The organism is Tranquillimonas rosea (genome assembly GCF_900111315.1).
Taxonomy (GTDB): domain Bacteria; phylum Pseudomonadota; class Alphaproteobacteria; order Rhodobacterales; family Rhodobacteraceae; genus Tranquillimonas; species Tranquillimonas rosea.
The window spans coordinates 387,942-407,540 of the sequence record NZ_FOGU01000003.1; the positions used below are offsets into that span (position 1 = coordinate 387,942).

Annotated in this window: 18 protein-coding genes; 5 read left to right on the forward strand and 13 right to left on the reverse strand. The window is 66.5% G+C overall.

The window, feature by feature from the left end; all coding sequences use genetic code 11:
• Positions 1 to 35 precede the first annotated feature (35 nt).
• The 4 genes from BMZ25_RS06955 to BMZ25_RS06970 form a co-directional block, all read right to left on the reverse strand.
• Positions 36 to 599 carry a gluconate 2-dehydrogenase subunit 3 family protein gene (locus BMZ25_RS06955; RefSeq protein WP_092690781.1) on the reverse strand — a complete coding sequence of 188 codons (564 nt, stop codon included), beginning with the start codon at positions 597 to 599 and terminating at the stop codon, positions 36 to 38.
• Entirely contained in the window at positions 599 to 2,287 is a 1,689-nt protein-coding gene (locus BMZ25_RS06960) for a GMC oxidoreductase (protein ID WP_092690788.1), read from the reverse strand. The genes BMZ25_RS06955 and BMZ25_RS06960 overlap by 1 nt, the downstream gene beginning before the upstream one ends.
• 34 nt (positions 2,288 to 2,321) lie before the next feature.
• Positions 2,322 to 3,188 carry a hydroxypyruvate isomerase family protein gene (locus tag BMZ25_RS06965; protein WP_092690791.1) on the reverse strand — a complete coding sequence of 289 codons (867 nt, stop codon included), beginning with the start codon at positions 3,186 to 3,188 and terminating at the stop codon, positions 2,322 to 2,324.
• Positions 3,189 to 3,314: 126 nt separating this feature from the next.
• The gene (locus BMZ25_RS06970) at positions 3,315 to 4,160 is read right to left on the reverse strand and encodes a sugar phosphate isomerase/epimerase family protein (protein ID WP_092690794.1); all 846 of its coding nucleotides are present in this window, start codon (positions 4,158 to 4,160) and stop codon (positions 3,315 to 3,317) included.
• Positions 4,161 to 4,399: 239 nt separating this feature from the next.
• Between BMZ25_RS06970 and BMZ25_RS06975 the strand changes: the two genes are divergently transcribed.
• Positions 4,400 to 5,275: a LysR substrate-binding domain-containing protein gene (locus BMZ25_RS06975; RefSeq protein WP_092690798.1), complete on the forward strand. Its 876-nt coding sequence runs from the start codon at positions 4,400 to 4,402 to the stop codon at positions 5,273 to 5,275.
• On the opposite strand, the gene BMZ25_RS06980 is transcribed toward BMZ25_RS06975, so the two are convergent.
• Positions 5,241 to 6,200 (reverse strand): DMT family transporter, encoded by a 960-nt coding sequence (locus tag BMZ25_RS06980; RefSeq protein WP_092690801.1) that lies wholly within the window; start codon positions 6,198 to 6,200, stop codon positions 5,241 to 5,243. The genes BMZ25_RS06975 and BMZ25_RS06980 overlap by 35 nt on opposite strands.
• Positions 6,201 to 6,394: 194 nt before the next feature.
• Entirely contained in the window at positions 6,395 to 7,213 is an 819-nt protein-coding gene (locus BMZ25_RS06985; RefSeq protein ID WP_092690803.1) for an SDR family oxidoreductase, read from the reverse strand.
• A gap of 97 nt (positions 7,214 to 7,310) precedes the next feature.
• Here BMZ25_RS06985 and BMZ25_RS06990 point away from each other — a divergent pair, with 97 nt between their 5' ends.
• On the forward strand, positions 7,311 to 8,231 hold the full coding sequence (locus BMZ25_RS06990; protein ID WP_092690808.1) for a LysR family transcriptional regulator: 921 nt from the start codon (positions 7,311 to 7,313) through the stop codon (positions 8,229 to 8,231).
• Between the two features lie 306 nt (positions 8,232 to 8,537).
• On the forward strand, positions 8,538 to 9,632 hold the full coding sequence (locus BMZ25_RS06995) for a hypothetical protein (RefSeq protein WP_092690813.1): 1,095 nt from the start codon (positions 8,538 to 8,540) through the stop codon (positions 9,630 to 9,632).
• 78 nt (positions 9,633 to 9,710) lie between these two features.
• On the opposite strand, the gene BMZ25_RS07000 is transcribed toward BMZ25_RS06995, so the two are convergent.
• From BMZ25_RS07000 to BMZ25_RS07030, 7 genes are all read right to left on the reverse strand, one after another.
• Positions 9,711 to 10,400, reverse strand: coding sequence for a hypothetical protein (locus BMZ25_RS07000; RefSeq protein ID WP_092690819.1), 690 nt, complete (start codon positions 10,398 to 10,400; stop codon positions 9,711 to 9,713).
• Positions 10,401 to 10,524: 124 nt separating this feature from the next.
• Positions 10,525 to 11,229, reverse strand: coding sequence for an LrgB family protein (locus BMZ25_RS07005; RefSeq protein WP_092690826.1), 705 nt, complete (start codon positions 11,227 to 11,229; stop codon positions 10,525 to 10,527).
• Entirely contained in the window at positions 11,226 to 11,576 is a 351-nt protein-coding gene (locus BMZ25_RS07010) for a CidA/LrgA family protein (protein ID WP_092690829.1), read from the reverse strand. Before BMZ25_RS07010 ends, BMZ25_RS07005 begins: the two co-directional genes overlap by 4 nt.
• Positions 11,577 to 11,876: 300 nt before the next feature.
• Positions 11,877 to 13,046 (reverse strand): helix-turn-helix transcriptional regulator, encoded by a 1,170-nt coding sequence (locus BMZ25_RS07015; protein WP_177190411.1) that lies wholly within the window; start codon positions 13,044 to 13,046, stop codon positions 11,877 to 11,879.
• A 410-nt stretch (positions 13,047 to 13,456) separates the two neighbouring features.
• A complete protein-coding gene (locus BMZ25_RS07020; RefSeq protein WP_092690841.1) occupies positions 13,457 to 14,455 on the reverse strand; it encodes an alcohol dehydrogenase catalytic domain-containing protein in 999 nt (332 codons plus the stop codon).
• 227 nt (positions 14,456 to 14,682) lie between these two features.
• Positions 14,683 to 15,999, reverse strand: coding sequence for an ABC transporter substrate-binding protein (locus tag BMZ25_RS07025; protein WP_092690848.1), 1,317 nt, complete (start codon positions 15,997 to 15,999; stop codon positions 14,683 to 14,685).
• Between the two features lie 126 nt (positions 16,000 to 16,125).
• Positions 16,126 to 17,283: a LacI family DNA-binding transcriptional regulator gene (locus tag BMZ25_RS07030; protein ID WP_235859807.1), complete on the reverse strand. Its 1,158-nt coding sequence runs from the start codon at positions 17,281 to 17,283 to the stop codon at positions 16,126 to 16,128.
• Positions 17,284 to 17,306: 23 nt separating this feature from the next.
• On the opposite strand from BMZ25_RS07030, the gene BMZ25_RS07035 reads away from it, so the two are divergent.
• Together BMZ25_RS07035 and BMZ25_RS07040 are read left to right on the forward strand one after the other, a co-directional pair.
• Positions 17,307 to 18,272 carry a sugar kinase gene (locus BMZ25_RS07035; RefSeq protein ID WP_177190412.1) on the forward strand — a complete coding sequence of 322 codons (966 nt, stop codon included), beginning with the start codon at positions 17,307 to 17,309 and terminating at the stop codon, positions 18,270 to 18,272.
• Positions 18,269 to 19,525: a class II D-tagatose-bisphosphate aldolase, non-catalytic subunit gene (locus BMZ25_RS07040; RefSeq protein ID WP_092690853.1), complete on the forward strand. Its 1,257-nt coding sequence runs from the start codon at positions 18,269 to 18,271 to the stop codon at positions 19,523 to 19,525. Before BMZ25_RS07035 ends, BMZ25_RS07040 begins: the two co-directional genes overlap by 4 nt.
• Positions 19,526 to 19,599 lie beyond the last annotated feature (74 nt).

The window sequence follows — 19,599 nt, forward strand, 5'->3', positions numbered from 1 at the left end:
AGGCGCCGCGCGGGACGGCGCCCCGGCGTTTTTCGTCAGGTCGCCCAGGCGGGCCCGCCGTCGTAGTCAACGTCGCCGTCGAAGCGGCCCGGCACGGCGACATAGCGTAGCACCTCGGTCGCCCCGACCTCGGAAGTGAAGAAGGCGAAGATTACGAGCTGCTTCATCATCGTGAACCAGTGCAGGTCGGCCGGGCCGGCCCCCTCGCCCGCCGTGACGGCGACCATCTTGGCCTCGCGGTCGAGATCATCGACGAAGGCCAGGCGCTGACTGTCGGACAGCCCCGCGAAATCCGTCCCGTAGACGACCTGCGCACGCTCGCGCAGTTCCTCAAGCCCCGCCTTGAACACCGCCTGCTGTTCGGCGTCGTGGCAATCCGACACGTACTGGGTAATGAACGGCCCCACATCCGCCTCGCGCGCGCCGGGCGTGTCGGTCGCGGGCAGGATCGTCTCGCCGATCGCGTTCACCAGCTCGGACTCCTCCGCCGAGAACAGGTTCTTGCCGGTCTCGGTCGGCTCGTAGGCGCGGGCGCCGCCGGCGATGAAGGCGGTCCCGGTGGCCGCGGCGATCATCTGGAGAAGCTGTCTGCGGTCCATCAGATGTTTCCTTTCTTCAGTTCCGACACGGCGAAATCCGCCGCCCGCGCGGTCAGCGCCATGTAGGTGAGCGAGGGGTTCACGCAGGAGGCCGATGTCATGCAGGCGCCGTCGGTGACGAATACGTTGGGCGCGTCCCAGACCTGGTTGTGGCCGTTCAGCACGCTGGTCTTGGGGTCGCGGCCCATACGCGCCGTGCCCATTTCGTGAATACCCTGTCCGGGTGCGTAACCCCAGTCGAAGCCCTCGACGTCCGAGCCACCCGCCGCGGTCAGCATGTCCACCGCGTCGCCGCGCATGTCCTTGCGCATCAGCTCCTCGTTCTCGCCGATCTCGACCGAGAACTTCAGCACCGGCAGCCCCCAGGCGTCGGTCACCTGCGGGTCGAGCGCGATGTGGTTGCTGTGCGCGGGAAGCATCTCGCCGAAGGCCAGCATCATCATCGTCCACTCGCCGGGCCGCGACAGCGCGCCCTTCAGGTCGGCCCCGTTGCCCAGTTCCGCGACCGAGCGGTCCCAGCCCTCGCGCCCGGCGCCGCCCTGGTAGCCGAAGCCGCGCACGTAGTCGCGGGTGTCGCCGCCCCAGTTGCGGTAGCGCGGCATGTAATAGCCCGTGGGACGGCGGCCGTAGTAGTACTTGTCCTCGAACCCCTCGATGGTGGCCGTGGCGCCGGTGCGGAAGTGGTGGTCCATCACGTTGTGGCCCAACTCGCCCGAGGACGAGCCGAGGCCCCCCTCCCACACGTCGGTGGCCGAGTTCATCAGGATCCACGTCGAGTTGAAGGTCGAGGCGTTCAGGAAGATGACATCGGCGGTGTATTCGTAGGTCTGGCCACTCTCGGCGTCGATCACCTCGACGCCCGTCGCGCGCCCCGCGTCCTTGTCGTAGCGGACCTGCCGCACGATCGAATAGGGCCTGAGCGTCAGGTTGCCTGTCGCCATCGCCGCCGGCAGCGTCGAGGATTGCGTGGCGAAATACGCGCCGTAGGGGCAGCCCAGCCAGCACTTGTCACGGTACTGGCAGCGGGTGCGCCCCTCTTCCGGCTTGTCCTCGGTCATGTTCGCCATGCGGGCGTTGATCAGGTGCCGGGTGCCGTCGAACTCGGTCCTGATCCGCTCCGACACCGTCTTTTCCACGATGTTCAGCGGAATCGGCGGCTGGAAGTTGCCGTCGGGCAGCACGTCCAGACCGTCGCGGTTGCCCGAGATGCCGGCATGTCCTTCGACGTAATCGTACCACGGCGCGAGATCGTCGTAGCGGATCGGCCAGTCGACGGCGATCCCCTCCTTGCCGTTGGCCTCGAAGTCCTCGGCGTTCCAGCGATAGGTGTGCCGCCCCCACAGGAGCGACCGCCCGCCCACGTGGTAGCCGCGATACCAGTCGAAGCGCTTCTCCTCGGTATAGGGGTTCTCCTGCTCGTCGGCCCACATGCCGTGGGTCGGCTCGTTCAGGGGATAGTCGCGGCTCAGCACCGGGTGCTTTTCGACCATCTCGCGCGTGGGCTCGCCGCGGTGGGGATAATCCCACGCCTCCTTCTGAGCGTTCACGTAGTCGACCTGGTGCTCGATGTTGCGCCCGCGTTCGAGCAGCAGGACCTTGAGTCCCTTCTCGGTCAGCTCCTTGGCGGCCCAGCCGCCGCTGATCCCCGAGCCCACGACGATCGCGTCGTAGTGCATGTCGTCAGCCATTCTCGTCTCCTCCTCTGGCGTGTCGCTGGATGTCTCAGACGGTGCAGATCTCCACCGCGTCGCGCAGCGCGGCGCTGGCGGGGTCGGCGGTGGGGATGAATTCCTGCGCGAGGTAGCCGGTGAAGCCGGTCTCCTCGATTGCGCGGACGATGGCGGGACAGCGCAGCTCCTGCCCTTCGCCTATCTCGTGCCGGCCGGGCACCCCGGCGGTGTGGTAATGGCCGAAACAGTCGCCGTGATCGCGGATCGTCCGGATCACGTCGCCCTCCATGATCTGCATGTGGTAGATGTCGTAGAGTAGGCGGAAACTGTCCGAACCCAGCCGGTTGCACAGCTCGACGCCCCAGGGCGACGTGTCCGCCATGTAGTCGGGGTGATCGACCTTCGAGTTCAGAAGCTCCATGTGCAGGACGACGCCCCGCTCTTCGGCCCGGCCGAGGATGCGCTTGATCCCCTTCTCGGCGTTCGCCAGCCCGGTTCCGGGATCCATGCCCCGCGCGTTTCCGGAAAACAGGATCAGGTTGCGATAGCCGGCCTCGGCCACGAGATCGATGTGACGCTCGTAGCTGGCGACCAGCGCGTCGTGGAATTGCGGGTCGGCGAAGCCGTCGGTCAGGTTCGGCTCGGCACCGTTGCACATCGAACTGTCGAGACCCGCCGCCTTCAGCGTGGGCCAGTCGTCGGGACCGACGAGGTCGATGGCCTGCAGGCCGATGTCGTTGGCCAGATCGCAGAGATCCGGCAGCGCGGTGTCGCCGAAGGTCCAGCGCGCGACCGCGTGTTTCACCCCGCCGTCCTTGGGCGACGTCCCCTGGGCCCGCGCTGTGCCCGCCTGCAGGCTCGCCGCCCCGGCCAGCGCGGCCAGTCCCAACTCGCGTCGGGTGATGTCGGATTTGTCCATGTCGCTCCTCCCTGGGTGGTCGGCACACACCCTCCCGGTGCCGGCCCGAGAGGTCTCGGGCCGGTCGCGCCGACCGTGTCCGTGTCGGATTGGCGGCCCCCTCGCGCGGGGGGCGCGATCAAATGATCAGTTCGCGGCGTCCTGCGGCAGCTCGGCTCGCAGGTATTCGGCCCCCTCGGCGATCACGCCCGCCGCGTCCGCGGGCAGGTCATGCTCGATGATGTACCATTCGGTGCCGACCTCCTGCGCGGCCTCCAGGATGCCCGGCCATTCCAGCGTGCCGACGCCCACGGCGGCGAAACCGCGCTGGTCCTCGTTCTCGCCCTCGGGCGCGTTGTCCTTGGCGTGGACAGCGAAGACGCGGTCGCCGATGGTGCGCAGGAACTCCGACGGATCGTGGCCACCTCTTTCGACCCAGGCGAGGTCCACCTGGGCGAGCAGGTCCGGGCCCGCGGCCTCGAACAGGATCTCCAGCGCGGTCTGCCCGTCATACTCCACCATCTCGAAATCGTGGTTGTGATAGGCCAGCCGCATGTCCTCTTCGGCAAGGTCCTCGGCAATGCCGGCCAGTTCCTCGCCCAGATCGCGCCAGCCTTCGGCGTCGGACGGACGCTGTTCTTCGGCAAGGTAGGGCACGGTGATCGTGTCGTTGCCGATCGCCCTGTTGAACTGGACGGTGTCGTCGATGCCCTCGCGCAGCGAGTCGAGCTGGACGTGGCTCGAGATCACCTCGATCCCGTGCTCATCCAGCAGACCGGTCATCTCTTCGGCGCTGACGTCATGGGTCCCGACGGTCTCGATCGCGGTGACGCCCGCATCCTCGACGGCCTGCAATTGCTCTTCCAGCGTGCCGAGATCGCGCAGGGTGTACATCTGCACCGCGATGGGCAGCGCGTCCTGCGCCGCGGCCGGCAGCGCCACCGCGCCGGCAAGGATAGTGCCAAGCGCGGCATGGCGAATGTGCTGAGTCATGTCTCCTCCCTCAAATGAGCTCGAATCCACCGTGTAATCGTTTACACAATTTTTCAATCATAGATTGTCTGGCGACGGAAATGGGCCAAGACCCGCACTCGGAGGGCCGCGTCCCCTGCACTTCAGTGCGCCGTGCGGCCTCGCGGAGGCGGGCTCTGCTGACAGGCGCCGAACGCGTGCCGAGCCATCGTTCGACACCTTGCCATTGATAGTTTCGATCAATACCGGTGATACTCGAGATGACCCGCCAGACCTTCGATCTCGAACAGCTTCGCGCCTTCGTCGCGGTGATCGACACCGGCGGCTTCACCGCCGCCGCGCGCGCCAGCGGGGCGCTGCAATCCACGATCAGCATGAAGATCAAGCGGCTCGAGGCGGAGGTCGGCCAGCCGCTGCTGGTTCGGCTGGGGCGCGGCGTCGCCCCCACCGCCGCGGGGCAGGATCTCTCTGCCCACGCGCGGGATATGCTGCGGCTCAACGATCAGGCCTGGGGCAGCCTCTCGAGCAACCGATTGAGCGGGCAGGTTCGGCTCGGGGTGCCCGACGACTACGCGGCGCAGCTTTCGGACACGATCCGGGCGTTCCGGCTTCAGCACCCGGAGGTCACGCTCGATCTTTCCTGCGCCTTCTCGGTCGAGCTGATGCGGCAGGTCCAGGACGGCGCGCTCGACCTCGCGGTGGTCACGCGGATGCCCAGTGTCCCCGGCGGCGAGATCCTGCGCCGCGAGCCGATGCAGTGGGTCTCGGCGCCGGACTTCCGTCCCGACGACGCGGCGCCGCTGCCGCTGTCGGTCTATCCGAAGGAGGTCTGCGTTCTGCGGACCTCGATGACGGAGGCGCTGAGCGCGGCCGGCATGCCGTGGCGGATCGCCTATACGAGCATGAGCCTGACCGGACAGACTGCGATGGTGGGCGCCGGCCTCGCCATGACGGCGCTCACCCGGAGCATGATGCAGCAGGCCGCACAGGCGGTCGGGCCGGCCTCGGTGTCCGGGCTGCCGGCGCTGCCGGAGATCGAGATCGCACTGCACCGACGGCCGGGACGGCCCACCGAGGCAGCGCGCCTCCTTGGCGACATGCTCAAGGAGCGGTTCGTCGCAGGCGGCGGGGTATGAGCGACAAAAGCCGCATTCCAAACTCGTCATTCCGGCTCGCGATGACGATGCCGCCCATCACCAGAGTTGCACCGAGCAAGAGCTTCCAGGTGAGTTCCGTCGCTCCGATGGACGCCAGAAGGGCCGTGGCCACCACCGGCACCCCGTAGGCCATGGTTCCAACGGTGCGGGACGGGCCTTTTGCCACGCCGTAGGCCCAGGCGATGAAGGCAATGCCGTAGGGCCCCAGCCCGATCGCCGCCGCCACGGCGAAGCCGCGCGGATCGAAGGTGAGCGCCACGGGTTCCAGCGCGAAGTGGCACAGGCCCGCGCCGACCGCGGCGAGCGTGAAGATGCGCGGCCAGGCATCCGGACCGAGCTGACCGCCGCGCTTCAGCATCAACGAATAGACGACCCAGGAAAGACCGGAAAGAAGTCCCGCGGCATAGCCCATGACCCGGTCCGCCGTGACCGCCCCACTGCCGGTTCCGAGGATGAGCACCGCCGAGCCCAGGAACGCGACCGCGCCCCCGCATATCGCCAAGGCCCGCAGCCGCCCAGTGTCCAGCACCTCGCTCGCCATGACGAACATCAGCGGCCAGACATAGGTGATCAGCGTCACCTGTGCCGCCGGTGCCCGGTCGAGACCGATGAAGTAGAAACCGATCGCGCCGATCAGTCCCAGCGCCAGCCCGAGCCCCCTCCCGAACGAGAGCGGCCGATGCCCGGTGTCGAGCTCCGGATGCCGCAGCACCACGACCCAACTTCGCAGCGTTTCCATCACCGCCGCGGCCACCAGCGCGATCGTGGCAGTGAGAAAGGGCGGCTGGTCCCCGATCATAAGCCTGAGCGCCGGCAGACAGCCCCACAGGACCACCGCCGCTCCGGCAGCGCCCAGCGGGATCCAGCCTGTCGAAATCCGGTTGCTCAGCGGTCGGTTCTGCATGTGAGGGCCTCTCTGGTGGAAGGTGACGATCCGTATCGCAGACCTCGTCTCCGCAGCCCTCACGAGCCAGACCGGAGCGGTGATTGTTGTGATCAAGACTTGTGATGGAACGCGATCCGGGCGTCGTGGCGAGCCGCGGTGTGCGGCAGCTCGAAGTTCGAACTGGTAGCGGCGGCAGATGACGAGGTCCAGGCTCAGGCACGCGCGCTGGAGGCGTCGATCTCGGCTGCGAGTTGTTGGCACTTGGCACCGGCCCATTCGTGCGCATCGGCACCGAACAAGAGCCGTCGCGCAGGAGCGGCAGAGGACGCTTCGGCGACGATCAGGGCGGCAAGGTCCTCGGGGTAGTTCTGCTGCGCGCCGTTCGCTTGTGAGATGAAACGTCGGAATCCCTCCACGACCTCGGCATAGTCCGCAATCTCGACACTTCCCTGCCGCGCGGTGGACGGGTCGAGAAAGTTCGTGCGCATCATTCCCGGCTCCACGACGAGAGAGCGGATGCCGAGCGGTGCGATCTCTTCGGCGAGGCCCTCCATCCAGCCTTCGAGCGCGAACTTGGACGCCGCATAGACCGATCCGCCCTGGTTCGAGACGAGGCCGTTGACCGACGAGATCGTCACGATCAGACCCGAGCGCTGCCGGCGCATCGTGGGCAGCACCGCGCGCGCCACGTTCATCGCGCCAAAGAGGTTGATCTCGAACTGCCGGCGCACGTCCTCGTCCGGGATCGTCTCGAACCATCCAAGCTGAGCGCGGCCGGCATTGTTGACCAGCACGTCGATCCGGCCGAACGCGTCGACAGCGGCGTCATGCGCCGCCGAAGCCGCCTCGGGATCGGTCACGTCGAGCGGCAGCACGAGCAGGCTATCGTCTGAGACGGAAAGGCTTTTGACGATCCCGTCGACCGTCCGGCTGGTCGCGACGACCTTGTCGCCAGCGGCGAGTGCATCCCGGGCGATCAGATGGCCCAGCCCCCTGCCCGCTCCGGTGATGAACCATATCTTGTCAATCATGGTCAGCTCCTCTTGTTTGCTGACCTTCTATTAGTTCATGGATGCAGTTCGCGATTAGTGCTTGGGGACTTGTCGGACTGAGTAGTATTGCTACTGAATGAACCCGCGCAAATTCTCCGACCTCGTCATCTTCCACCGCGTTGCGGAAAAGCGCAGCTTCACCGCCGCGGCCCGCAGCCTCGGCGTGACCCAGTCCGCCGTCAGCCAGACCGTGAAGCGCCTCGAGGGCGACCTCAGGATACGGTTGCTGTCACGCTCAACGCGCAGCCTTTCCCCGACGGCGGCGGGCGAGCGTCTGCTGCACACGCTTTCTCCGGTCATCGCGGAAATTGATGCCGAGATCGACGATCTGGAACAGCTGCGCGAGGAGCCGGGCGGGCGCCTGCGCGTGACTTGCGGAAAGCACGCCGCGAATACGCTGGTCTGGCCGGCCTTCTCGCGGCTGCTCGCGGCCCATCCCGAGATCGAGGGCGAGCTGAGCGTCGAGAACGGCTATGTCGATATCGTCGCCGAGCGGTTCGACGTCGGGGTACGGATGCGCGACGATCTGGAAATGGACATGGTCTCCGTACCCGTAGGGCCGCCCTTGAGGTCCGTCGTAGTGGGGGCGCCGGGGTATCTCGCCACCTGCGACCGGCCCCGCATACCGCGAGACCTGGCCGGGCATCGCTGCATCGGCTTCAGGACTGCCGGCGGCACCCTGTCGCCGTGGTCGTTCGAGAAGGATGGGCATGCCGAGACGGTGAAGGTCACACCTTCCGTCGTCGTCAACGATGGTGATGCGCTCGTGGGGGCGGCTCATGCGAGGATGGGGCTGGCCTACATGCTCGAAGACCTCGCCGCGCCCTTTCTGGCCGACGGCCGTCTTGTCGAGGTCCTCTCGGACTGGAGCCCCGAGTTTCCGGGCTATCACGCCTTCTATTCAAGTCGCCGCCAACCAACCCGCGCCTTCACCTTGTTTCTCGAACGCCTGCGGCAGGTGGCCAGAGAGAGAACCGTCGCGAGGGAAGCGGGCTGAGCGTCTTGAATAGCAGCAGACGCGCCGAACCTGCGGGCGACAGCGGACAGAGCCGTCACTCGCCGCTTGTCGCCTCGCGGGCGATGTCACCCAGGCTTTTCGCCCCGTATCGCGCCGATACGAGCTCCACGGCTTCGGATTCGACAAGGGTCCGATTGACGGCGCGTTCCACAGGGCAGCCCGGATGATCCCGCGCTTCTGGGGCCCTGCCGCACCGGGGCGGCCCAGCGCGGCGAAGACGGCGGCCATCGAGATGTCGTCCAGCGCTTTCGAGACCCGGATGTCCATTTTGAACAGGAAATATCGATGCCAAACAGCGAGATCCCGGCGTCTCTGGATGAGGTCGACCTGAATTGGGTCACGGCGGCCCTCGAGAGCACCGGACACGCGACACCTCGGATCGAAGAGCTGCGGGTCGAGCCCGTCGATGCCGCGTGCAGCACCGCCGCCCGGCTCCACCTGAGGGGCAGCGCGAACGGCGAGGCGCTACCGCCGACCATGTTCCTCAAGCTCTGCCCGCCCGGTCACGACTTCCTCGGCGCCTCCGAAGTCGCCTACTACACGCGGGATTACGTTGGTCTCGACGACGCCCCGCTCGTCCGCTGCCACGCGGCGATAGGGCCTCACGACATGGATGTCGCGGACAGCATCGGCGAGGGTTACGCCCTTCTCCTCGCGGATCTGACGGCCAGCCATACGGACAACAAGACCATTCCCCCCACGAGATCCCATGCGCGATGCCTGGGCGCATCGCTCGGCAAGCTGCACGCTCACAGATGGGGCATGGCGGGCGATCCTGACGGGACTCACGACCTCGACGCGGATCTCGACCGGTATCTCGGCCATGTAGGGAGGGGGCTGGAGCCGGTGCTGGAAGCCCTCGGCGACGAGATAGACGCGCGGCGACGCGACCGGCTGCGCCGCGTCCTGGACGAGGACGTCGAGCGCATGCGTCTGCGGGCGCGGGACGGGTCCGGCGTCGCCCTTCTTCATGGCGACCCGAACCCCACGAACGTCCTGACGCTCAGGCCGGGGATTCAAGGCGAGCCCGGTGGGCCGGCGCTCTGCCTCGTCGACCGGCAGCCGTTCGCGTGGTCGCTGCGGCTGTGGCTGGGGACGCTCGATCTGGTCCATGCAAGCGTTCCGTACTGGTCGCCCGCCACGCGCCGTGCCCAAGAGCGTGTCCTTTTGGAAGGCTATCACGAGGCGCTCTGTGGGGCGGGCGTGACGGATTATCCGTTTGCGCGGCTCGTCGAAGACTGGCGGGCCTGCCTGTGCCAGGGCGCGCTCGTCGCAGTGGAATGGGGCGCGGACGCGGAGGCCCTCGATGGCATGCGCTGGCTCTGGCAGGATCAGCTCGACCGTGCCCTCCGCGCCGTCATGGATTGGGACGACATGTGAGACGCCCAGACCTGCGCATCCGCCACGAGCGCGTTGTCGTGCTTGCGCGCGACGTGCGGTATCCCCCAGGCGATGTCGTCAATGGCGAAACAGCAGGAGATCCGCCCGGCACCACAGCATGTAGCAGATCAGCAGGACGCCGGACTGCGCGAGGTCCAGCGCGCCCCCTTCCCCGCCAGCCGAAAGGCGCGCAAGCTCCAAGAGTATGGCAGCGACCGCGGGAGCACGGCTGAGCAGGGCACTGAAGCGGAAGACATCGATCTGTCGATGCCGCGTTGTCCCGTAACCCGGCAACGGGATGCGAACCGGCCAGCCCCGTCCGGGCGTCAGCCCGTTGCCGATTTTCCCGCCTGCCAGCAAGAGCGTCGAGACCGCGGCGAGCCAGAAGCTGCCGAACAGAATGAGGGCGATCCCCAGAACGAAGGCGGCAATCCCCGAGAGGAAGTCGGCGCGGCGCACCATCACGGCGTCGGGCGTCGTCCCCGCCGACCATGCCCGATGATAAAGCTCGCCGCTGACGAAGAACATCACCATGGCAACGGTCAGAGCGGTCGCCCCCGTGCTGCCGACCAGGTACTCCCGGATGGCGGCGAGGGCCGAGCCGCCGGTCGCATCCTGCGCGGCGAGGATCTGGAACGCGACACCCGAGACGAGGCCCAGTGCGTTGCCGAGGTTGTAGTACCCGCCGGGTCCTGTGCAGCGCACGGCAATGGCGCGGAACAGACGGCGATGGGTCGGGACCCGGACTGTCCGATCAGGGGTAAGCATGTGGCGCTCCTATTCTCCGAATGTGTGGCGATCGTCGTGCGACCGAAGTCGTACCCACCCGTTGAACCAAGCCGCAGCGGCCCCGTCGCAGCCGTGGCAAGCCCCCGTATCCACCGGCGTGTCATCAGAGGGCTCCGAGGATGATGGGAACGAGAAGGATCGTGAGACCGGCGTTCAGGATCATGCCGAGCGAGGCGAAGGCACCGCACCGATCCGAAATCTGCAGCGCCCGCGCGGTGCCGATCGCGTGCGCGGCGATGCCGAGGGCGAGGCCGATCGCGCGATCGTCATGCACGCCCGAGCGCCGCAATATCGTTGGCCCGAAGGCGGTGCCGAAGATGCCCGTCGAGATCACCACCAACGCGGTCAACGCAGGTGTACCGCCCAGCCGCTCGGCCATCTGTACCGCAACAGCCGTCGTGGCCGATTTCGACGCGAGCGTGGCCAGAAGCGTCTGAGGGGCCCCGAAGACGGCAGGATAGGCCAGCGCGGTCACGAGCGCCGCCAGCCAGCCCATGAGCAGCGTCAGCACGATCGCACCACCAGCCATCCGGATCAGCGCGAACTGCCGGGAAAGCGGCACGGCCAGAAGGACGACGAACACACCGAGCGCGATCTGGAGCGGAAAGGCCTGGGCGAAATAGACCTGATAGGGCATTCCCGTGACCGCCAGAATGACAGCCACGGCCGCGCTGGCAGTCAGAACTGGGTGCAACAGCGCCGGCCTGCGCAGCCGGGTGTGCAGCGCCTCGGCAGCGGCATAGGCCACGACCGTTGCCGTCACCCCGAAGAGCGGGTTGCCGACCGCCAATGCCACGGCGCCGGTCATGCCGCGCTCCGCTCGGAGCAAAGGAGCGCCTGTGCACAAAGGCCGGCCACGACCAGCGTCGTGGCGGTGCCAAGGACGACCGCCACGACGATCGGCACCCAGAAGAGCGCCAACAGATCGACATGGGCGACGAGCCCGGCCGCCGTAGGCACGAAGAGTAACGGCGTGTGAGGCGCGACGCCGTCGAACAGCCGCTCGAGGTCGGGATCGGGCCGGCCGCGGAGGGCGAACAGCGCCACGACGGCCGTCAGCCCCAGGGCCGCCCCCGGGATCGGCGCGTTCATGAGCGTTGTTGCCAATTCTCCGACAAACAGCAGGCCGAGGGCGAGCGCGAAGGCACGGATCATGCGGGGCTCCGATCAAATGAGCAGCAACCAATGTCGGAGCGAGTATGGGGCCGGGACTCAGGGCGAGCCTCCCCCAACCGGGGGATGACATCTGCCCGCTCGCGCGAATCGCGCAGGTTCGGCGCGTGTCGCTCGGAATGACGCGGATCAGGTTCGGCCAGAGTTGCGCGCCTTCAGATGGGGTCCGGAATGGCGTGCCTACCGAGGCCGGTCTTGCGGGCGATCTCAGGGGGGTGCAGCAAGCCGGCGTCTTGCTGTGCCGGCGTTACGCCCCGCGTTCGTGACGGCCTCGCTCCGGGATCACCGGAGGCCGACCCGAGTCATGATCTGACCAAGCGCGGCCGTCGATCTGGCGCCCAGCTTCTCGCGCCCGCGCGCGAGATGCGTCTTGACGGTGCTTTCGGCTACCCCGAGGCGGTCGGCCATCTGGCGGCGCGACAGCGCGAGTGGCGTCAGACGCAGCACGTTCGCCTCTGCCCGGGTCAGTCCGAGCGCGGCCTGAAGCCGTTCGGCGGTGGGCAGGCCACCCTCGTCGCAGGGATCGCCGATCACGATGCAGGCATGCGCGGCATGCGCACCGGTCGCGGCGGACATGCCCGTCGCTCGGTAGACAGACACGGCGAGCGGCGGCAGTCCGTCTTGGCGCTTCGCGCGGATCGGTGTTTCCGTCGGCACGGCACCATCCGCGTAGAGGTCGCCCAGACGCGCCAGAAGCAGGGCATGGGCCGCCGGGTCGGCCAGCCGGAACGTCCGCCCGAACGCGCTCACGCCGCTCCTGCCTGCCAGCATCGTCTCGGCGACCGCATTGCGAAATACGATCCGCAGGTTTCGGTCCACGAGCAGGACGGCGGTCGCGCGATGGTCGATGATCTCGGCGAGGCTGCTCAAGGCCGCGCGGCCGATCTCGAGTCTCAACCGCATGTCGGTGGCGCGTCGCAAATGCGACAGCATCCCGTCGAAACGCGCGACGTCCGCCGCATCCATCGGTCCGGCTGCGGTCGGCCGCGCGATGAACCCGCCAGCCACGGCGCCGCCTTCCCGCATCACCGTGAATACCCGCGTCGAGGCGATACCCCGGCGCACGAAGCAGTGCTCGAAAAAGTCACGCTGCCGCTCGGTTTCGCCGTGGAAGATTTCGCCGCCTTCAAAGCTCTCGTTCAAGCGCGCCCGTGTGCAAGCGCGGAAGCAGGGATTTAGGTTGGGATCGAAGTTGTCCGCCACGGTAAGGCCGCAGTCGGCAAGAACGTCCTCGCCGTAGTTAAACTGCGCGATCCGATACGAGCTCTTGTCCGTGACATATCCGTCGGCAAACAACATGGCGCCGGCACCGAACACGTCGCAGACGGCATTCGGGATCTCGGCCCAATCCGTTTCTCCCGCGGCGCCGGCGTAAATCGCCGATATGAGCGCATCGTGAATCAAAATGGCAGTCTCCGGAAAGCCAAAATCCGGCACCGTTAACGCAATCAAAGCGCGAATCATAAGCGCTAATACCCGCGCTCAGTTGTACCATGTGTCAGCCGCCAGGAGGAGCCGCACGAGCGCCGCAGGGCCGTCAGTCGATCCTGATTGTAATCCGGCGCATTGCGTCGACACAGGCGCCACCGCTCCCAAATGTCCGCCTGGCTCGACACCACGTTACCGAGTGCGGCAGCTGCCAAAAGCCGCGCAATGAGACGGGAGAGCGTCCCGGCAAGGATCTCTCGGGGGATTGGGCCTCAGAAAACGGATACTCCCCAGCCGCTGCCCCGCGCGCTGGCGCACACCATCGCCAAAGCTATCCAAGCTGCGTATCACCGCACCGATACGCTAGCTGCCCGCATGCGTCCCGTCGATGTCGCAGTGGCCCGCATCGTAGCGGCGGCCGCTTAAGCCGGTGGTCATTTATCGAAGGCCGCCTGAATCTTCAGCCCCGTTGCGGGCGCTTTCCCGGCCAACACCTCGGCAACCTCTTCGAGCGGCAGGCGGTGGGAAACGAGACGTGCGACGTCCGGTCCGGCGGCGCGGATGGCACCGAGAGCCGCGGCGATGTTGTGGTTGAGTGAATGGGCACCGGCGAGCCTGATCTGCCGACGGAAGATCTCGAACGGTGCAACGTCGATGCGTGCGGCGGGCGGGCAGACGCCGAAGAACAGGCAGGAGCCTCCGTCAGCCGTGTAGTCGATGAGGGTCGCCGCAACCTCGACCTTGCCGGTCGCGTCCACGGTCAGGTCGATCTCGCGGCGCATCGACTCCAACTCCGCCGAACCGCTTGCGACGGCCCTGAAGCCAAAGCCTTCGGCCAGTTCAAGCCGGTCGGGCGAAACGTCCGCGAACGTGACCTGCGTCACCTTTTGTGCACGGAGCGCCAGCCCGATCAGCAGCCCCATCGGACCGGCGCCGAAGATCAGCACGGCATCGTTCGGGTTCGGATCGACCGCCGAGACGCCGTTGAGCGCGCAGCCCATTGGCTCGGCCAGGGCTGCGAGCTCGTAGGGCATGTCTCCGATCGGCATCAGGTTCCCTGCACGGACAGCACTGAGCTCGGCGAAGCCGCCGCCTGTCGAGACACCGTAGGCCCCGAGACGCTCGCAGAGATTTCCCAGGCCCCGACGACAGGACCGGCAGGTTCCACAGCTGAGGTTCGGATCGACGGCGACGCGATCTCCGACCGAAAGGTCGCCGACATCCGGCCCGACCGCGACAACCTCGCCGGCGTATTCGTGGCCCGGCACCAGGGGAAAGGCGCCGGGGCCGTAGCGTGCGTGCAGCACGTCGAAATCCGTGTGGCAGAGGCCGCTCGCGCGCACGGCGATCAGCGCCTCGCCCGGACCGGCGTCGGGCGCGGTGATATCCGTCAGCCGGACCTCGCCAGCAACCGGAAAGGTGATAGCCTGCATGTGACTTCTCCTGAGAGTGAAAGTACGCCGGTGCAATCGAGGCAATCGCCGAGGTTCAGCACCCGCGCCGCGGTCTCGATGCGCCGCTTCTGCTCGGCCGGCGAGAGGCCCGCCATCGCGCCGCCATGGCGGGCCTCGCCTGTCTGGTGATGTGGAAGACGGCGCGGTCGTGCGCCGAGGTGCTAAACGCCGGGAACCGGATGGCACCGGTTCCCGGGCAGGGAGGGTTACTCTGCGTAACCCGCGCGGTCGATCTCGCGCTGCGTCGCCTGCTGCGACCGTGCGAGCGCGTCTTCAGGGGACATCTGGCCGGTCAGGGCCGCCGAGATGTTCTGCCCGACCAGCGTCCCGATGCCCTGGAATTCAGGGATCGCGACATACTGGATGCCGGTGTAGGGAACAGGCTCCGCCGTGGCGTCGGCCGGATCGGCCGCCTGGATCGAGTTCAGAACCGTTTCGGCGAACGGCGCCGCCTCGACATAGTTCTCGTTCTCGTAGGTGGATGCGCGGGTGCCCGGCGGCACCGCGACCCAGCCCTTTTCTTCGCCGACGAGGTTCACGTACTCTTCACTCGTGGCCCAGGCCATGAAGTCCTTCGCGACATCGATTTTCTGCGAGCTCGCCGGGATGGCGAGCGACCAGGCCCAGAACCACGCGTTGCCCTTGTCGACTTCGGCGACCGGAGCGGCCGTAAAGCCGACATCGTCGGCGACCTGCGATTCCTCGGGATTAAAGACCCGCCCCGCTGCCGAGGTGGCGTCGATCCACATCGCGCACTTGCCGGTCTGGAACAGCGCCTGGTTCTCGTTGAAGCCGTTCGAGGCCGCACCCGGAGGTCCGTAATTGTTCATGATCTCGAGGTAGTAGTCGAGCGCGTTGGCCCACGGCTCCTGATCGAGCGTCGGGTTCCACTCCATGTCGAACCAGCGGCCGCCATGGGTGTTCACGAGCGTGCCGAAGAACGCCATGTTCTCGCCCCAGCCCGGCTTGCCGCGCAGGCAGATGCCGTAGAGCTCGTTCTCCTTGTCAGAGAGCTGCTCGGCATAGGACATGATCTCCTCGTAGGTCGGCTGGTCCGGCATCTCCAGCCCGGCCTCCTCGAAGAGATCGGTGCGATACATCGTGAACGAACTCTCGGCATAGAACGGCAGCGCATAGAGCGTGTCGTCGACCGACAGGCCGGCCCTCACGGCCGGGATCAGGTCGTCGTAATCATAGCCCTCGATGCCGTCGAGCGGCTCGAGCCAGTCCTGCTTGCCCCAGATCGGCGCCTCATAAGAGCCGATGGTCATGATGTCGTACTGACCGCCACCGGTCGCGATGTCGGTGGTGACCCGCTGACGCAGGATGTTCTCTTCGAGGACCACCCAGTTGATCGTGTTGCCGGTCTCCTCCTCCCACTGCGAGGAGAGCTCCTGCATGATGATCATGTCGGCGTTGTTCACGGTCGCGACGGTGATTTCCTCGGCCACGGCGACGGCCGCCGACCCTGCGACAAGTCCGACGCCGGCAGCGGTGCCCAGTAGCGTTCGCTTCACAGTCATGTCTACCTCCCTTTTACGCGTGTAAAGATAGGAGCCGGAAAACCCCGTTGCGTCAAGGAAAATGAAAAAGGCGCCACAGAATCCTGCGGCGCCCTCAGGTCGCGATGGGCATGGACGGGGCAGTTGTCAGGCCGACTCGCGAACTCTCAAGACCGCCTCATGTAACTGGAAAACGGGCTTATCCGATGCGCCGCTACTCTTGCGCAATCGCTCAGTCAGTATTCGAACCGCACCCCGTCCGATCGCCTCGGTGTCCTGCGCCGCCGTGGTCAGGGCGGGCGTCATGAACCGGCTCGAGGGGTGGTCATCGTGGCCCGCGATTCGGAGAATCCGGCGCCCCTCCCTTCCCCTGGAGAACAGGCCGTGACGGCTCGCCGCCCGAATGGCCCCGATCGCAAGCCTGTCATTCGCGCAGAGGATGGTGCTTTCGGTCAGATGTCCGCGGCTGAAGAGATCATCCATCACCTCGTGGGCGTAGGCCTCGAACGCCCAGCCGTCGCCCTTGATATTGGTGCTCACGATGACCGGGTCGTGGCCCAGATGTTTCATTTCGGCGATGTAGGCCGCTTCGCGCTCAAAGCTGTTGGAGTTCAGCCTCGGCATCCCCAGAAACACGGGCGGGCTTCCGGTGCGGCACAGATAGTCCGTGATCAGGGATACGCTCTGCCGATTGTCGGTTCCGACGAAATCGACGTCGGGCAGCGCGTCCCGCAACCGGGAATCGATGAAGACGAAGGGAAGGCGACCGGCCACGCGGCTCAGGGCATCGACATCGCTGTTCTCGCCGAGCGGCGCCACGATCACGCCGTCCGCGTTCATCGACAGCAGCTGTTCAACGGCGCGGGTCTCGATCGCCGGGTCGCCGTGGGAGCTCTGGGTGATGATCGTGAGGTCGGCCTCCATGGCCGCGGTCTCGATCGCCTCGAGAAGGCTGGTGAAGAACAGGTCCTTGAGGTGCGGAAAGATGACGCCGATCAGGCCGGTCGTCTTTCGGTTCATCCGCGTGGCAAAAAAGTTGGGAATGTATTCGACGCGCTCGAGGCCACGACGGATCTTTTCCGAGGTCGAGCTGCGGACGCTGTCGGGATCCTGGAAATACCGCGACAGGGTCGGTCGCGACACGCCGATCGCGGTGGAGAGCTCTTCCATCGTGTTGATCTTCGGCTTGTTCACGGGCGCTCCGGTCCTGCCTGCCATCGCTCCACCATCTGGCTGAACATCCTGACAAAGTGAAGCTATCAGCATCGGAGATTTTTGACACGCGTAAAACTTCAGGCTATGCATCCCCCGCAGTCATGGGAGGCGTCATGCTCGAAGGGCACAAGATCGTCACGGTAGGCGAGCTCCTCGTGGAGTTCATCTCGCACACGAAGGGCTGCGCCCTGGAGCGCATCGGTGAGTTCTCCGGCCCCTATCCGAGCGGAGCGCCCGCCATCTTCCTCGACCAGGCGTCCAGGATGGGCGCCGAAACCGAGATGTTCGGTGGCGTGGGAGACGATGGTTTCGGTCGGCTGTTGCTGGAGCGGCTGCGCGCGGATGGCGTGGGGACCGAAGGCGTATCGGTCCTGCCCGATCGGAGCACTGGCACAGCCTTCGTGTCGTATTACGACGACGGATCGCGGGACTTCATCTTCCACCTGGCAAACACTGCCGCGGATTCCTTGAGCTTCACGGCCGAGATGCTGCCGCCGGGACCGCTCGCGCTGCATGTATCGGCGGCCTCGCTGGGAAGCGCGCCGCTGCGCCGCGCGATACTCTCGGCTGCCGATGCGGTGAAAGGCTCAGGTGGCAAGATCACCTGCGATCCCAACGCGCGGCCTCAGTTGATGCAGGACGACGAAGCCAGGGGCGCTCTCGAACGGATCCTCGGGCAGGCCGACTGTCTCATGCCAAGCACCAGCGACCTGGATCACCTCTATCCCGGCCTGGACGAGGCCGCCGCCATCGACCGGCTCGTGCATTCTGGCGCCGAAATCCTCGCGATCAAGCGCGGCGCCAAGGGGGCGACGATCATCGGGGACGGCGCAAAGTATGACCTTCCCGGCCATGACGTCGACGAAGTGGATCCGACCGGCGCGGGCGACTGCTTTTGCGGCACCTTCGTTGCGCTCCTCGCGCAGGGCGTCGGATTGGAGGAAGCCGGGCGGCAGGCCAACGCGGCCGGCGCGATCGCGGTGACTCGGCGCGGACCGATGGAGGGAAATTCCGGCCCCAGCCAGATCTCCGCCTTCCTGAGCTCGACCCCAGCAGTTTCAGACGGGAGGGAGGCATGATCGACATTAAGACGCTCATCGAGGCGAACCGCTCAGGCACGGCGAAGGGGCTTCCCTGCTTCTGCACGGCCAACGAGCATGCCCTGCGGGCCATCCTTTCCCATGCAGCCCGGACCGGCCTTCCCACCGTGATCGAGGCGACATGCAACCAGGTGAACCAGGACGGCGGCTACACCGGCATGACCCCGTCCGATTTCATATCCTGGGTGACGGGCCTTGCCGACGAGGCGGGAGCGTCGATGGAGCAGCTGATCCTCGGGGGCGATCACCTCGGCCCGAACCCGTGGCGGAAGGAGTCGGCCGCGCATGCGATGGAAAAGGCGCGGGAGCTGGTCCGGCTTTACGCTGCCGCCGGCTTTCGCAAGATCCATCTCGACGCGTCCATGCCGCTGGGCGGGGAGCCGCCCTTGAGCTTTGCGGCAATCGCCGAGCGCGCAGCAGACCTCTGCGCCGTCGCCGAAAAGCACGCGCCCGACCCGTCGCAGCTGATCTACATCATCGGAACAGAGGTCCCGATCCCCGGCGGCGAGACCGACGACCCCGACGCCCTCGACGTCACCTCGGTCGAGCGGTTCAAGGACACCATCGAGACTCACCGCGAGGCCTTCACAAGACACGGCCTCGACTCGGCCTGGGATCGCATCGTCTCGGTGGTGACCCAGCCCGGTGTGGATTTCAGCCACACCTCGGTCTTCGAGTTCGATCCCGCCGCCGCGCAGCCGCTCGCGCGCTCGATCCTTTCGGAGCCGGGCCTCACCTTCGAGGCCCATTCCACCGACTACCAGCCCGCCTCCGCGCTGCGGGCGCTGGTGCAGAACCACTTCTTCTTCCTGAAGGTCGGCCCCGAACTCACCTTCCGCTTCCGGGAAGCGGTCTTCGCCCTGGCCGATTTGGAGGCGCAATTGCCCATCCCGGCGCCGTCGCGGCTGAAAGAGGTCATCGCAACACGGATGGAGACGAACGACGCCTATTGGCGGGACTACTACAAGGGCAGCCCTGAAGAGATCGAGCTCCTGCGGACCTTCAGCTACAGCGACCGTATCCGGTATTACTGGTCCGATCCCGCTGTCGCGGAGGCGCTGAACCGCTTGTTGACGAACCTGGAAGCCGAGCCCGTGTCCGAAACGCTGATCTCACAGTTCTTCATGGGGCTGGACTTCGGAGAGATACCAAGAGCCCCCAGGGCCTTGATCGAAAGCCATGTTCAGCGATGCATCGACAGGTATTTCGCCGCCGCGGGTATGACGCCCTGAACGAAACTCATCAGGGTTGTAGCCGGCTGCATTCTGCGCTCGGCTATGCGCCCCGGCAGCCTATGCCGCCAAGC

Bases quoted from the DNA above. Each gene is read 5' to 3' on its own strand.
- BMZ25_RS06955 (WP_092690781.1), bottom strand. From the start codon at position 599: ATGGACCGCAGACAGCTTCTCCAGATGATCGCCGCGGCCACCGGGACC.
- BMZ25_RS06960 (WP_092690788.1), bottom strand. From the start codon at position 2,287: ATGGCTGACGACATGCACTACGACGCGATCGTCGTGGGCTCGGGGATC.
- BMZ25_RS06965 (WP_092690791.1), bottom strand. From the start codon at position 3,188: ATGGACAAATCCGACATCACCCGACGCGAGTTGGGACTGGCCGCGCTG.
- BMZ25_RS06970 (WP_092690794.1), bottom strand. From the start codon at position 4,160: ATGACTCAGCACATTCGCCATGCCGCGCTTGGCACTATCCTTGCCGGC.
- BMZ25_RS06975 (WP_092690798.1), top strand. From the start codon at position 4,400: ATGACCCGCCAGACCTTCGATCTCGAACAGCTTCGCGCCTTCGTCGCG.
- BMZ25_RS06980 (WP_092690801.1), bottom strand. From the start codon at position 6,200: ATGCAGAACCGACCGCTGAGCAACCGGATTTCGACAGGCTGGATCCCG.
- BMZ25_RS06985 (WP_092690803.1), bottom strand. From the start codon at position 7,213: ATGATTGACAAGATATGGTTCATCACCGGAGCGGGCAGGGGGCTGGGC.
- BMZ25_RS06990 (WP_092690808.1), top strand. From the start codon at position 7,311: ATGAACCCGCGCAAATTCTCCGACCTCGTCATCTTCCACCGCGTTGCG.
- BMZ25_RS06995 (WP_092690813.1), top strand. From the start codon at position 8,538: ATGCCAAACAGCGAGATCCCGGCGTCTCTGGATGAGGTCGACCTGAAT.
- BMZ25_RS07000 (WP_092690819.1), bottom strand. From the start codon at position 10,400: ATGCTTACCCCTGATCGGACAGTCCGGGTCCCGACCCATCGCCGTCTG.
- BMZ25_RS07005 (WP_092690826.1), bottom strand. From the start codon at position 11,229: ATGACCGGCGCCGTGGCATTGGCGGTCGGCAACCCGCTCTTCGGGGTG.
- BMZ25_RS07010 (WP_092690829.1), bottom strand. From the start codon at position 11,576: ATGATCCGTGCCTTCGCGCTCGCCCTCGGCCTGCTGTTTGTCGGAGAA.
- BMZ25_RS07020 (WP_092690841.1), bottom strand. From the start codon at position 14,455: ATGCAGGCTATCACCTTTCCGGTTGCTGGCGAGGTCCGGCTGACGGAT.
- BMZ25_RS07025 (WP_092690848.1), bottom strand. From the start codon at position 15,999: ATGACTGTGAAGCGAACGCTACTGGGCACCGCTGCCGGCGTCGGACTT.
- BMZ25_RS07030 (WP_235859807.1), bottom strand. From the start codon at position 17,283: ATGCATAGCCTGAAGTTTTACGCGTGTCAAAAATCTCCGATGCTGATA.
- BMZ25_RS07035 (WP_177190412.1), top strand. From the start codon at position 17,307: ATGCTCGAAGGGCACAAGATCGTCACGGTAGGCGAGCTCCTCGTGGAG.
- BMZ25_RS07040 (WP_092690853.1), top strand. From the start codon at position 18,269: ATGATCGACATTAAGACGCTCATCGAGGCGAACCGCTCAGGCACGGCG.